Origin of the sequence: Gottfriedia luciferensis, assembly GCF_002156865.1 — a bacterium.
GTDB lineage: Bacteria > Bacillota > Bacilli > Bacillales > Bacillaceae_G > Gottfriedia > Gottfriedia luciferensis.
Map to the genome: position 1 here is coordinate 1 of NZ_NCTA01000025.1, position 14,540 is coordinate 14,540.

10 protein-coding genes and 1 riboswitch are annotated in these 14,540 nt (G+C 34.2%); all 10 genes read left to right on the forward strand.

The window, feature by feature from the left end:
• Positions 1-394: 394 nt before the first annotated feature.
• The 10 genes from B7R67_RS15220 (at position 395) to metH (ending at position 14,538) form a co-directional block, all read left to right on the forward strand.
• Complete coding sequence (locus B7R67_RS15220; protein WP_088071842.1) at positions 395-793, forward strand: hypothetical protein; 399 nt, start codon at positions 395-397, stop codon at positions 791-793.
• A gap of 246 nt (positions 794-1,039) precedes the next feature.
• A complete protein-coding gene (hutP, locus tag B7R67_RS15225) occupies positions 1,040-1,471 on the forward strand; it encodes a hut operon transcriptional regulator HutP (protein ID WP_088071843.1) in 432 nt (143 codons plus the stop codon).
• A 105-nt stretch (positions 1,472-1,576) separates the two neighbouring features.
• Entirely contained in the window at positions 1,577-3,085 is a 1,509-nt protein-coding gene (gene hutH / locus B7R67_RS15230; RefSeq protein ID WP_088071844.1) for a histidine ammonia-lyase, read from the forward strand.
• Positions 3,086-3,102: 17 nt separating this feature from the next.
• Entirely contained in the window at positions 3,103-4,761 is a 1,659-nt protein-coding gene (hutU, locus tag B7R67_RS15235) for a urocanate hydratase (protein ID WP_088071845.1), read from the forward strand.
• Positions 4,762-4,878: 117 nt separating this feature from the next.
• Complete coding sequence (gene hutG / locus B7R67_RS15240) at positions 4,879-5,838, forward strand: formimidoylglutamase (RefSeq protein WP_088071846.1); 960 nt, start codon at positions 4,879-4,881, stop codon at positions 5,836-5,838.
• Between the two features lie 455 nt (positions 5,839-6,293).
• On the forward strand, positions 6,294-6,572 hold the full coding sequence (locus B7R67_RS15245; RefSeq protein ID WP_088071873.1) for a DUF3892 domain-containing protein: 279 nt from the start codon (positions 6,294-6,296) through the stop codon (positions 6,570-6,572).
• Between the two features lie 304 nt (positions 6,573-6,876).
• Complete coding sequence (locus B7R67_RS15250) at positions 6,877-7,170, forward strand: hypothetical protein (protein ID WP_088071847.1); 294 nt, start codon at positions 6,877-6,879, stop codon at positions 7,168-7,170.
• A 13-nt stretch (positions 7,171-7,183) separates the two neighbouring features.
• Positions 7,184-9,046, forward strand: coding sequence for a terpene cyclase/mutase family protein (locus tag B7R67_RS15255; protein WP_088071848.1), 1,863 nt, complete (start codon positions 7,184-7,186; stop codon positions 9,044-9,046).
• 107 nt (positions 9,047-9,153) lie between these two features.
• Positions 9,154-9,257: riboswitch (SAM riboswitch) on the forward strand.
• Between the two features lie 80 nt (positions 9,258-9,337).
• Entirely contained in the window at positions 9,338-11,164 is a 1,827-nt protein-coding gene (locus tag B7R67_RS15260) for a bifunctional homocysteine S-methyltransferase/methylenetetrahydrofolate reductase (protein WP_088071849.1), read from the forward strand.
• Complete coding sequence (gene metH, locus B7R67_RS15265) at positions 11,161-14,538, forward strand: methionine synthase (RefSeq protein WP_088071850.1); 3,378 nt, start codon at positions 11,161-11,163, stop codon at positions 14,536-14,538. The genes B7R67_RS15260 and metH overlap by 4 nt, the downstream gene beginning before the upstream one ends.
• Positions 14,539-14,540 lie beyond the last annotated feature (2 nt).

The window sequence follows — 14,540 nt, forward strand, 5'->3', positions numbered from 1 at the left end:
CGATGAGTCTTTAGATAGTTGCACTTATAATTAATCCCTAAAGTTGTCGTTTTCAAATTTGTTCTAAGTAAAGGATATTTAAATCGTTTTTTAATGAATACTTTTTTTAATGAATAAGTTTATTGGAACGAAAGGATGCTCGACTCCTATGGGAAATGCGGAATGGCTAAAGACCCCGCAGGCTTGCCGAGGAGGCTCAGGTTTCGCCCCATGGAAAGCGAGCATACTGTAGTGGAAATGAACATCAATTAACTTCCCTTAGGAAAAATTATTTTTCAGAACTTGAAAAGACATTAATGTTCACTTTAGTTCATCATTTGTTAAATAATTAGCAATGTTAATGGTATAAGAATATCATGTTCTAATGGCAGAAACAGAAAGGATTTGAAAAACAATGAAGGATCGAATTCTGAAAGAACTAAATGAAAAGGTAGCAGAGATCATTATAAGAATTGAAGATTTAAAGGATCAATATGAACAATTAGGAATGCTAGAAGAGTATAATGTTAGAAAAGAAGAATTAATAAAAGGGATTAATGCAATGTTTGGTGTAGTTGCTAAAAGAAATGCAGTTGTAAATGGAAATTTAATAGTAGGGATTAGTGGACCTGCTTACATTGAAGATCAAACTGGAAGAAGACATGAAGTAACGAAAAAATTTGTTGAAGTGGATATTCAAGGAAACGGTCAATATTCAAAAGTGCATTTGCTTCCAACTAGTGATTCTAGTGGATTTTTAAGATGGAACACACTAGCTTATCTTAATGGTAAAATTGCTCGGTTTAAAGTATAACATGAAAATAGATACTATTTTATGAAAATGGGCATGATTTCATAGTACGTATTCAAAACGAAATTAAAAAATAAAGCTTTCTAAAAATAATATCTATTTATTGGTTATTTGGAAGTTTTTTACAGTATGAACAAAAGAATATTTTTTAAAAATAATAATCAGAAAATATTGAAGTTTACTAATTGTTGGCATATAATGAAAATAGATACTAGTTCTTTAGAGATATTATTTATGAGGTATTAGCAAATGGCAGAGCAAAATCAACGAATAGGTCGAACAGCTATGATGCTTGCTTTGACTGATCATGAAGAAGAATTAATGAAAAATGAAAACGCTGTTTGGTGTGTTGGTAAGGTCGGTACAATGGATGCTCAAAAAGTTGTAGCTGCGATTGAAACCGCTGCCAAACAAAATGGTGTAATTAATGGAGCTTTGTATCGAGAAGTTCATTCATTATACCACGCAATTCTTGAAGCAATTCAAGGTGTAACAAGAGGTCACGTTCAATTAGGGGATGTTTTAAGAACAGTAGGTCTAAGATTTGCTGTAGTTAGAGGAAAACCTTATAAAAACGTGAATGAAGGCGACTGGATTGCAGTTGCTCTTTATGGAACAATTGGTGCTCCTATAAAAGGATCAGAGCATGAATCAGCAGGACTTGGCATTAATCACATATAATTGCCCATAGTTTATTAGATGATAGGGGGCTATGAAACGTAAGACTTGTTTTACGTCTCATAGCCTCTTTCTGTGTTTTTTTTGACAAAATTCGGAGGTGTAGGAATGGTAACTTTAACTGGAAATACTTTAACAATGGAACAAATGAAGAAGATTTTATTTGAAAACGTATATGTAAATGCAAGTGAAGATAGTTTAAAAGCTGTAAAAGCTTGTAGAGAAAAAGTAGAAGAAATCGTAAACAATGGTCAAGTTGTTTATGGAATTACAACTGGGTTCGGAAAATTTAGTGATGTATTAATTGAAAAAGAAAATGTTTCAACTCTTCAATATAACTTAATTGCATCACATGCATGTGGAGTTGGTGAACCATTCCCAGAGCTAGTTTCAAGAGCGATGTTAGTTCTTCGTGCAAATACGATGTTAAAAGGTCACTCTGGTGTTCGTTTAGTTGTTGTTGAGAAATTACTTTCTTTAATCAACGCTCAAATTCATCCGGTCATCCCATCTCAAGGGTCATTAGGTGCAAGTGGAGACTTAGCTCCATTATCACATTTAGCGCTAGTTTTACTTGGTGAAGGTGAAGTTTTCTATAAAGGTAACCGTATGGAAACTGCTGAAGCTTTAGCAAAAGAAGGAATTTTACCAATTACGTTAGAAGCAAAAGAAGGTTTAGCTTTAATTAATGGTACTCAAGCAATGACTGCAATGGGTATTCTTACTTACCTTGAAGGTGAAGAGCTTGCTTATCAAAGTGAATTAATTTCTTCAATTACATTTGAAGCATTAAATGGTATTACAGATGTTTTTGATGAAAGAATTCATATCGCACGTGGATATAAAGAACAAATCGAAGTAGCAGAGCGTTACCGAAATATTTTATCATCAAGTAAATTAACAACTAGACAAGGTGAAATCAGAGTACAAGATGCTTATACATTAAGATGTATTCCTCAAGTACACGGTGCGAGCTGGCAAGTACTGAACTATGCAAAAGAAAAATTAGAAATCGAAATGAATGCTGCAACAGATAATCCATTATTATTTGGTGATGATGTATTCTCTGGTGGTAACTTCCATGGTCAACCAATCGCTTTCGCAATGGATTTCTTTAAATTAGGAATTGCTGAATTAGCAAACATTTCAGAAAGACGTATTGAGCGTTTAGTTAATCCACAACTAAATGATCTACCTCCATTCTTAAGTCCAGAACCAGGATTACAATCAGGAGCAATGATCATGCAATATGTGGCAGCAGCATTAGTTTCTGAAAATAAAACATTAGCACATCCTGCAAGTGTTGATTCAATTCCTTCTTCTGCAAACCAAGAAGATCATGTAAGTATGGGTACAATCGGTGCACGTCATGCATACCAAATTTTACAAAATGCTAGAAGAGTATTAGCAATTGAATGTATTTGTGCAATGCAAGGTGCTGAATATAAAGGAATTGACAAAATGTCTGATACAACTAGAAAATTTATGGAAGATGTACGCAAAACAGTACCTTCAATCACAAGAGATCGCGTGTTCTCGAAAGACATTGAAAAATTAACAACTTATTTAAAAGAAAATTTCTTAGCTGAAAACTATACAAAACAAAAACAAATCTAAGTTGAGGTGGATTGAACATGGAAATCACAAAAGGTTCTTTAAAAGCACCAACAGGTACAAAGTTAAATACTAAAGGTTGGATTCAAGAAGCCGCACTTCGTATGTTATTAAACAACTTAGATGGAGAAGTAGCAGAAAGACCAGAAGATTTAGTTGTATATGGTGGAATCGGTAAAGCAGCTCGAAACTGGGAAAGCTTCGATGCTATTATTGAATCATTAAAGAATTTAGAAAGTGATGAGACATTATTAGTTCAATCTGGTAAACCAGTGGCAATCTTTAAATCTCACGAAGATGCACCACGAGTTTTATTAGCAAACTCAAACTTAGTACCGAAATGGGCAACTTGGGAACATTTCCGAGAATTAGATGAAAAAGGTTTAATGATGTACGGTCAAATGACAGCTGGAAGCTGGATTTACATCGGTACACAGGGAATTTTACAGGGAACTTATGAAACTTTTGGCGAAGCTGCAAAGCAACATTTTGGCGGTAGCTTAAAAGGAACAATTACAATCACTGCAGGTCTTGGCGGTATGGGTGGAGCTCAACCTCTAGCTGTAACAATGAATGGTGGAGTAGTAATCGGTATTGACGTTGATGAAACTAGAATTCAACGTCGTATTGATACTAGATATTGTGACGTATTAACTCATTCTTTAGAGGAAGCTTTACAACTTGCAACAGAAGCTAAAAATGAAGGGAAAGCATTAGCAATCGGTTTAGTTGGTAATGCTGCTGAAATCCTCCCTCAATTAGTTGAACGTAATTTTGTACCAGATTTAATTACTGACCAAACATCTGCACATGATTCATTAAATGGTTATTTACCAATAGGAATGTCAATGGAAGAAGCGAAAAAACTTCGTGTTGATAATCCAGATGAAGTAATTAAACGTGCAAAACATAGTATGGCTGTGCATGTAGAAGCAATGTTAGCAATGCAACAACGTGGAGCCATAACATTCGATTATGGAAATAATATCCGACAAGTTGCACTTGATGAAGGCGTTAAAAATGCATTTGACTTCCCTGGTTTCGTACCAGCATTTATTCGTCCATTATTCTGTGAAGGGAAAGGACCTTTCCGTTGGGTAGCTCTATCTGGTGATCCAGAAGATATTTACAAAACAGATGAAGTAATTCTTCGCGAGTTTGCTGATAATGAACATTTATGTAACTGGATTCGTATGGCTCGTGAAAAGGTTGCATTCCAAGGTTTACCATCACGTATTTGCTGGTTAGGTTATGGTGAACGTGCAAAATTCGGTAAAATTATTAACGAAATGGTTAAAAATGGCGAATTAAAGGCCCCAATCGTAATTGGTCGTGACCATTTAGATTGCGGTTCAGTTGCATCTCCAAACCGCGAAACTGAAAGTATGAAAGATGGTAGTGATGCAGTAGCTGACTGGCCAATATTAAATGCACTTATTAATGGTGTAAATGGTGCAAGTTGGGTAAGTGTACACCACGGTGGTGGCGTAGGAATGGGTTATTCTTTACATGCTGGAATGGTTATCGTTGCTGATGGTACAGATGCTGCTGCAAAACGGATCGAAAGAGTATTAACTTCAGATCCAGGAATGGGTGTTGTTCGTCACGTAGATGCAGGATATGATTTAGCGATTGAAACAGCGAAGAATAAAGGCGTAAACATTCCAATGATGAAGTAATTGTTAGAATTCAAAGCACCATGGTTCACAGTGAAAGTTAGACCTATTCATGTGGTGTAAACCACTTTAAATTAGTATTTAAGAATTATAGATTAGTAGTAAGTAGAGGTGAACATGATGTCGTTATCACATCTTAAAAAAGCAGGAGATGCTATATTCATTGATTCAAACGTAACAAAGGCAAATGAAATCATCTCTCCTTGGAACGGAACAAATGCATCACAATTTTCGATAATTGGTGTTCCTTTGTCTAAAACATCAATTAGTCATTCAGGTGCTAGTTTTGCTCCTGCATCAATTCGAAAAATGTTGAGTAGCTATAGTACGTATCATATTGAAGATCATATTGATCTAAAAGATTTTCAAGTAACAGATTTCGGGGATATTACGATGCATGTGACTGATTTAGAAGAGTCTAGAAATCGTATCAAATCAACAATTTCCGAATTACTAGGTCAATATAAAGAAACAATGCCAATTATCTTAGGTGGAGATCATGGTATTAGTTTTCCGAGCATTTCAGCCTTTTCGAAAGAACGTGGAACTGTTGGCGTTATTCAATTTGACGCACATCATGATTTGCGAAATATTGAAGATGGTGGACGTTCAAATGGTACACCTTTTCGTAGTTTAATTGATGAAGGTATATTAAAAGGGGAAAACTTAGTTCAAATTGGGATTCGTAACTTCTCAAATAGTGCTCCATATACAGAATTTGGTGTTACGAACGGAGTAACAATCTATACAATGCGTAATGTACGTGAGTTAGGTATCGCGAAAATTATAAAAGACAGCATTGACCATTTAGCAGATAAAGTTGATGCAATTTATATAAGTCTTGATATGGATGTACTAGACCAAGCATTTGCACCTGGTTGTCCTGCAATTGGACCAGGAGGAATGGATAGTCAAACATTATTAGATGGAATCTGTTATCTAGCATCCCATCCTAAGGTTTTAGGAATGGATATTGTTGAGCTTGATCCAACAATGGATTTCAGGGATATGACAAGTAGAATCGCAGCTCATGTTATTTTGAACTTCTTGGTTGAGAAAGTTAAGTTATTGAATAAATAATGTGCAAACTCGTAAACTTAATTGTTTACGAGTTTTTTTTTGTTTTGGGGGTGCTTATTTTGGGATGATTTGTGAAAGGAGATTGTTAAGGTGCAAATAAATTTAGATGAGTTTGCAATTAAAAATAGGAAAACTACAAAAAAAATAGTCGAAATTGCAATAAATAGTAGCAAAGCTGCAAATAAATGACTGTAAAAGTGCAAATAAAATAGTCAAATCTGCAATAAAAGATCTTCAAATTGTAAATAAACCACCATTAGGTGGAAATCTTCAAAAAAATAAATAGATAACCCATAAAATGATGAGTTTATTATCAAAATAACCAATCAAAGTGAATGTTTCAAATTCAAATTAAAAAATTAAATGGAATAGTTTTACATATAACCAGACTGGCCAAACTAATAGAAAAGGAGGAGACAAACTTGACACTCGATCGATTTGAAGAAGCTTTTGAAATGTATAAGAACCAAAGTCACGATCAAGCTTTAGTTGAAGGTGGAGAAGTAAATCAAGATAAAGAACAGATTGTAGCAGTGCGTAAGAATGAAGATGGTGACTTAATCGGTTTCAGAACAAGCCTAAATCGGGATTTAGATTATCTCCAAGCACTTGAGGAGGCAAAGAAAGGAAATTTAGCCCACGTGGATGTTATTCATAAATATGGACGAGACATTCTACGCAGCGAACCGGATGGGATTTCTGAGAATAATTTGAGTAATTTACCTGAATTTTAATTGTTATAGTATGTTTTACAGCCCATACGTTGCTCTTTCAATTGAGTAACGTTTTTTTTTTACATTAAATTGACATCGGTGTAGAAAGTTAGGCATTTGCAACTACGCCCCTTTTTTTGACAATCGGCGATTTTCCTAAATGGTTCTCTTTTAAAAGAATTCGAATTAAATGAAACTGTCAGTACAAATAAGGAAGAAAATAGGTGATCAATAATTAACTTTTTTTAATGAAAAATTACTAATCTCATAGAATAAATCATCATTTCATATTTCAATCATAGATTAGTAATGGAGTGTGATACAGTTGAACTTTTCTTATATTTTCGTAAAATCTTTAAAATCTTTATTAGGGGTTTTTATTTTTGATCTTCTATTACTTACTTATTGCGTATTACTAGGTAGCTATTTTCATATTTTACATTCGTTTTCGTGGTTTGGATTTAAAATTATTGTATTGCCATTTAGCATATTAGCATTTATTATTTCGTTTATTTATCTAAGTAATCATACAGATCGTGAAGTAAATGATGAGCGGGCAACAATTGAATCGGAACATTCAACTAGAATGGAGAAATTTCATCAAGAAGAAAATAATTAATAAAGGTGATTGAATGGACCTCGAAAAGATTGTTACAAAAAATATTGAAGAACGAATAAATCGGTTAAGAGGGAAACAAAAAGATAATGGTTCATGGGAATATTGTTTTGAAGGTTCATTGTTAACGGATAGTTTTATGGTTTTATTGCTTAATGATTTAGAACATCAGGATAAAACTTTATCTGAAGGGATTGTTGATCGGATCATAAATCTTCAACATCCAAATGGTGCATGGAAATTATATGAGGATGAAAAAGATGGGAATTTAACTGCAACAGTACAAGCTTACATAGCACTCCTCATTTCGAAAAAATATACAAAAGAACATTCGAGTATGAAAAAGGCAGAGAAATTTATAATTGAAAATGGTGGTATTAAAAAAACTCATTTTATGTTAAAAATGATTCTTGCTATCCATGGTTTAATTAATTATCCTAAATTATTTTATTTTCCAATGAGTTATTTTTTATTGCCTAACAAAATGCCGTTAAGTTTATTTGATTTAAGTAATTACGCGAGGGTACATTTAGTACCTATGATTCTATGTATCAATAAACGGTTTAAAATAAAGTTAGATGCTGATCTAAATATTGATAATCTATTAGAAACAAAAGATGTAGAATGGTTTTACGAAGAGCGTGGTTCATTTTATCAATTTTTAATTGAGGAAGGTAAAAAGTTAGCTTCTTATCCTCTTTATTTCCATCAAAAAGGGTATGAAAAAGCTGAAAGGTTTATATTAGACCGAATTGAAACGAATGGAACTTTTTACAGCTACGCAAGCTCAACGTTTTATATGATCTATGCGTTAATGGCTTTAGGGTATGAGGCATCATCATCTGTTATTCAAAATGCATTAAATGGATTAATTTCGTATGCAACAAAAACGGAAGCAGGAATCCACATACAAAATTCTCCGTCAGCGGTTTGGGATACTGCATTATTGTCTTATGCAATCCAAGAAGCTGGCTACGCAACTAGTGATCCTGTAGTATCAAAATCTATTAATTACTTAACGTATAAACAACAAGATAAAATAGGCGATTGGGCTATCAATTCAAAAAATGTAAGCCCTGGTGGATGGGGATTTTCGGAAGTTAACTCAATTATTCCAGACAATGATGATACAGGAGCAGTTTTAAGGGCATTAACAAGATGTGCAATAGAACCAAATCGTTATGAAAGTTGGATGAAAGGTGTTCAATTTTTACTTGGGTTACAAAATAATGATGGTGGATGGGGCGCATTTGAAAAAAATGTTAATAATAAATGGTTGACGTACTTGCCAATTGAAAATGCAAAAGATGCAATCATTGATCCTTCAACAGCAGACTTAACAGGGCGAGCTTTAGAATTTATTGGTAACTATACTTCAATAACGAATGATGATCCAATTGTTAAGAAGTCAGTAGAATGGCTTTTGAAAAACCAGGAATCAAACGGTAGTTGGTACGGAAGATGGGGAATCTGTTATATCTATGGAACATGGGCAGCCATTACAGGGCTCAGATCAGTAGGAATACCTAAAAGTCATGATTCGGTTAAAAAAGCTGAAAAATGGTTAATTAGTTTGCAAAATGAGGACGGAGGCTGGGGAGAATCTGGTCTTTCCCCTGTCAAAGGTTCATATGTTAAATTAAATTTTAGTACACCTAGTCAAACTGCGTGGGCGGTCGATACATTATTGATGATTCGAAATAAACATGATGAGGTAATAAAAAAAGGAATTAACTATTTAGTATCACAAAGTCAATTGAGCAATAAGGAGTTAACATACCCAACTGGGCTAGGTCTGCCTGGTCAATTTTATATTCATTATCACAGCTATAATGAAATTTATCCTTTATTAGCATTAGCTCATTTTAAGAACAAATAATAATATTATGTAAACTAAATTAATTTATTTTTAGAAATTTTTCCATAAATGTCTTTTCTTCGTCATATAAGTATAGTAAACTGTTTTTATTAATTAAAACTAAATAATCCTTATCGAGAGTGGTGGAGGGACTGGCCCTTTGAAACCCGGCAACTTTAGCTAACGCTAAAAAGTGCTAAATCCAGCATGTTTAAAACATGAGAGATAAGGCGTAATGTGATTTATAACGTCATTCTTTCATTTTTTGAGAGAATGGCGTTTTTTATTTTATTTTAAACGGGAAGTGATGATATGGGCTTGTTAGAAAAGTTAAGTGAAGGAATCGTATTAGGTGATGGCGCAATGGGTACACTTTTGTATTCTGGCGGGTTACACAGTTGTTTTGAGGAACTCAATATTACTGAGCGAGATCGAATTATTCATATACATGAACAATATATAGAAGCTGGTGCAGAGGTCATCCAAACAAATTCCTATGGGGCTAATGCTGGTAAGCTTAGACAATATGGTTTAGAAAAACTAGTAAAGCAAATTAATCAAATGGCAGTAAGAAATGCTAGAGATGCATCAAAAGGTAAAGCTCTCGTTCTTGGCGGCATTGGAGGAATGAAATACGTAGGATCAACATCAACGACTCCATTAGAAAGAGAAATAATGTTGCTAGAGCAAGCTTCAGCCCTTCTTGAAGAAGGCGTCGATGGGATCATGCTTGAAACATTTTATGATGAAAATGAATTATATGATGCTGTAAGGCTTTTAAGAGGAAGAACAGATCTACCAATCATTGCACAAGTTACATTACAAGAAATTGGTGTAATGCAAAGTGGCCAATACATTGAAAAAATTCTTCCTAGGTTAATTGAGATAGGTGCGGATGTTGTAGGGATAAATTGTCATTTAGGTCCACTTCATATGCTTGAATCATTAAATACCGTTTCAATTCCATCTAATGGTTATTTATCAGCATTTCCTAATTCAGGTTTACCACTTTACACAGAAGGGAAATACGTATATAAATCAAATCCAGAATATTTTGAAGATATGGCAAAACCTTTTATTGAACAAGGAGTAAGATTGATTGGAGGTTGTTGTGGTACAACGCCTGCACATATTTCGGCATTACGAAGCAAACTAAAAAATTTACAGCCTGTCTCTAAAAAAGAAGTAAAAAATAGAACAATTAAAATACAAATTCCTAAACAACTAGAACCGAAAAATGAGAGTTTACCAGAAAAGGCAAAACAAAAAACAACCATTATTGCTGAATTAGATCCTCCGAAAACTTTACAAACAAGAAGATTTTTTGAAGGAGCAAAAGCATTACATACAGCAGGTGCTGATGCAATCACACTAGCAGATAATCCATTAGCTTCGCCTAGAATATCAAATGTGGCAATGGCTTCAATGCTACAAAGATTGGATGTCCCGGTTTTAACTCACTTAACTTGTAGAGATCGTAATATGATTGGACTTCAATCACATTTAATGGGTTTATCTTCATTAGGATTAAATGAAGTGTTAGCAATTACTGGAGATCCTGCACGAGTTGGAGACTTCCCGGGTGCAACTTCTGTTTATGATGTTGCATCAATCGAATTAATTCGAATGATAAAAGAGATGAATGAAGGTAGACTTTATTCGGGAAAAAGTTTAGGTAACGGGACACGTTTTTCAGTAGCAGCTGCTTTTAATCCAAATGTTCGAAAGTTGGATGCAGCAATTAAAAGACTTGAGAAAAAGGTAGAAGCTGGAGCAGATTATTTCTTAACTCAACCAATTTATAATTTTGAGACAATCGATCAAATTTATGATGCGACTCGTCATATTAAACAACCAATCTTTATTGGAATCATGCCGTTAGTTAGTAAGAGAAACGCAGATTTTATTCATTATGAAGTACCAGGTATAACACTATCAGAAGAGGTACGAAACCGAATTTCATCCGTTGAACCAGAAAAAGCAATTGAAGAAGGGAAAAAAATTGCTAAAGAGATGATTTCATATGTAAAAGGTAAATTTAATGGAATATATTTGATTACACCATTTTTAAAATACGAGATAACAGAAGACCTAATTCATTTTACTAAAAACCGCAATAAAGAGGAGATTCAACTATGAAAACTTTAGATAAAGCACTGACAGAAAAAATATTACTTCTTGATGGTGCGATGGGGACGATGATTCAGCAAAGGAATTTAACCGCTGAAGATTTTGGCGGTGAAGAATATGAAGGATGTAATGAATATTTAGTTGTTACGAGACCAGATGTTATTCAATCAATCCATGAAGAGTATATACTAGCAGGCTCTGACATAATTGAAACAAATACATTCGGAGCAACGAATATCGTATTATCAGATTATGATTTACAGCATTTAGATATTGAATTAAACGAAAGAGCAGCTAGAATTGCAAAACAAGCTGTTGAAGCATTAGGAAAAGACGTTTATGTTGCTGGTGCAATGGGGCCAACTACAAAAGCAATTAGTGTTACTGGTGGTGTCACTTTTGAAGAATTAATTATAGCGTATAATCGTCAGGCTACCGGCTTAATTAATGGTGGAGTAGACCTTTTATTAGTTGAAACTTGTCAAGATATGAGAAATGTTAAAGCAGCTTGTATTGGAATTAGCAATGCATTTAAAGAATTAAATAAATCGTTACCTGTTATGATTTCAGGAACGATCGAGCCAATGGGAACTACCTTAGCCGGCCAAACAATCGATGCCTTTTATTTAGCGATTGAGCATATTTCACCAATTTCAGTTGGCTTAAACTGTGCAACAGGGCCAGAATTTATGCGAGATCATGTCCGTTCATTATCTGAGCTTTCGGAGACATATGTTTCTTGTTATCCAAATGCTGGCCTTCCAGATGAAGATGGACATTACCATGAATCACCTGAATCATTAGCGAAAAAAGTACGTGATTTTGCTGAACAAGGTTGGGTGAATATTATAGGTGGTTGCTGTGGCACAACTCCTGCACATATTCGTGCAATGAAGGAAGCAATCACAGGAATAAGTCCTCGAGAACCTAAGAAAAGAATTGACCATGCAGTTAGTGGTTTAGAAGCTCTTCGTTATGATGATAGTATGAGACCATTATTCGTTGGTGAAAGAACGAATGTAATAGGATCACGTAAATTTAAAAACTTGATTGCCGACGGAAAGTATGAGGAAGCATCAGAAATTGCAAGAGCTCAAGTGAAAAAGGGAGCTCATGTAATTGATGTTTGTATGGCAGATCCTGATCGTGATGAAGTTGAAGATATGGAAAATTTCTTAAAGCAATTAATCAATAAAATTAAAGTTCCAATCATGATCGATTCGACTGATGAAAATGTAATTGAACTAGCTTTAACATATATTCAAGGGAAAGCGATCATTAATTCGATTAATCTAGAGGATGGTGAGGAACGTTTTGAAAAGATTTTACCATTCGTCCAAAAATATGGAGCTGCAATTGTAGTAGGTACAATTGATGAAGATGGGATGGCTGTTTCTGCTAAAAGAAAACTGGAAATTGCCAAAAGAAGCTATCAGTTACTGACTGAAAAGTACAAAATTCGTCCATCTGACATTATTTTTGATCCTCTAGTTTTTCCAGTTGGAACTGGTGATACACAATATATTGGCTCGGCAAAAGCAACAATCGATGGCATTAAATTAATTAAAGATGAATTTCCTGAATGTTTATCCATTTTAGGGTTAAGTAATATTTCATTTGGATTACCAAATGCTGGTCGAGAAGTATTAAACGCCGTATTCCTATATCATTCAACAAAAGCTGGACTTGATTATGCAATTGTAAATACCGAGAAATTAGAAAGATTTGCATCTATACCAGCAGATGAAAGAGAACTGGCTGAAAATTTATTATTTAATACGTCACAAGAAACTTTAGATAAATTTGTAGAGCATTTTAGAAACACAGTAAAAAAAGAAGAAAAACCGAAAGAACAATTGCCTATTGAAGAACGATTAGCTTATTGTATTATTGAAGGCTCTAAACAAGGGTTAATTGAAGATTTACAAGTTTGTATTGATCGCGGCGATACTCCTTTAAATATTATTAATGGCCCACTTATGACGGGAATGGATGAAGTAGGAAGACTTTTTAATAATAATGAATTAATTGTTGCCGAAGTATTACAAAGTGCAGAAGTAATGAAAGCTTCCGTTAACTTTTTGGAACAATTCATGGAAAAAACAGAAAGCTCAAGAAAAGGAAAAGTAATTCTAGCTACCGTTAAAGGTGATGTTCATGATATTGGGAAAAATTTGGTGGATATTATTTTAACGAATAATGGTTTCGATGTCGTTAATTTAGGGATTAATATTCGTCCAGAAGATTTAATAACAAAAATCCGTGAAAATAAACCGGATATTATTGGATTATCTGGATTATTAGTAAAGTCAGCTCAGCAAATGGTCATTACAGCGGGCGATTTAAAAAATGCAGGAATAAATACGCCAATTTTAGTTGGAGGGGCAGCACTGACTAGAAAATTTACAGAAAACCGTATTCAACCGATTTATGATGGGTTAGTTGTCTATTCTAATGACGCGATGAAGGGCTTAGACTTAGCAAATAAGATTGTAAATCCAGTTGAACTAAAAGTATTGCATGATCAGCGAAAAACAATCGAAAAATTAGACAATATCATTGAATTACCAAAGGCTGAAATTCGAACGACAAGATCAGATATACAAAAATCTGATTGTCTAGTCCCTTCTTCATTAAGAAAAACAGTCATAAAAAATATTCCTGTAGCGCAAGTGGCGCCATTTATTAATTATCAAATGCTTATAGGGCATCATTTAGGTGTAAAAGGTAAATGGGAAAACCAAGAACGTGGTCAGGAGTTATATGAGCTTGTTCAAGAGTTTTTAAGAGACGGTAATGAATATTTTGATTGCCAAGTAATCTATCAATTTTTCCCGGCACAAAGTGATGGAAATGATGTCATAATTTATGATTCTGAAACGCAAAAACCTATAGAACGTTTTCAATTTCCAAGACAAAAGAAAGACCCATATTTATGTATAAGTGACTTTTTAAATCCCGTTGGTGATGAAATGGATTATGTCGGTTTCTTCTCAGTGACATCAGGACCAAGAGTTCGAAATATTGCAGAAAGATTAAAAGAAGAAGGAGAATACTTGAAGAGTCATGTGCTATTCTCACTAGCATTAGAATTGGCAGAAGGATTAGCTGAAAAAACTCATATGCTTATGAGAGAAAAGTGGGGATTCCCTGATGCACCGGAATTTACAATGTCTGAGCGTTTTAAAGCAAAGTATCAAGGGATCAGAGTATCATACGGCTATCCAGCATGCCCGAACTTAGAAGACCAAGAAAAGTTATTCAAATTGATTAATCCAAATGAAATTGGAATCAATTTAACGGAAGGTTTTATGATGCTTCCAGAAGCTTCTGTAACAGCAATGGTATTCTCGCATAAAGATGGTCGATATTTCTCAGTTTAAAT

Excerpts from the sequence above, each read along its gene's own strand:
- B7R67_RS15255 (WP_088071848.1), top strand. The coding sequence starts at position 7,184 with ATGGACCTCGAAAAGATTGTTACAAAAAATATTGAAGAACGAATAAAT.
- hutU (WP_088071845.1), top strand. The coding sequence starts at position 3,103 with ATGGAAATCACAAAAGGTTCTTTAAAAGCACCAACAGGTACAAAGTTA.
- hutH (WP_088071844.1), top strand. The coding sequence starts at position 1,577 with ATGGTAACTTTAACTGGAAATACTTTAACAATGGAACAAATGAAGAAG.
- hutP (WP_088071843.1), top strand. The coding sequence starts at position 1,040 with ATGGCAGAGCAAAATCAACGAATAGGTCGAACAGCTATGATGCTTGCT.
- B7R67_RS15260 (WP_088071849.1), top strand. The coding sequence starts at position 9,338 with ATGGGCTTGTTAGAAAAGTTAAGTGAAGGAATCGTATTAGGTGATGGC.
- B7R67_RS15245 (WP_088071873.1), top strand. The coding sequence starts at position 6,294 with ATGTATAAGAACCAAAGTCACGATCAAGCTTTAGTTGAAGGTGGAGAA.
- metH (WP_088071850.1), top strand. The coding sequence starts at position 11,161 with ATGAAAACTTTAGATAAAGCACTGACAGAAAAAATATTACTTCTTGAT.
- B7R67_RS15220 (WP_088071842.1), top strand. The coding sequence starts at position 395 with ATGAAGGATCGAATTCTGAAAGAACTAAATGAAAAGGTAGCAGAGATC.
- hutG (WP_088071846.1), top strand. The coding sequence starts at position 4,879 with ATGTCGTTATCACATCTTAAAAAAGCAGGAGATGCTATATTCATTGAT.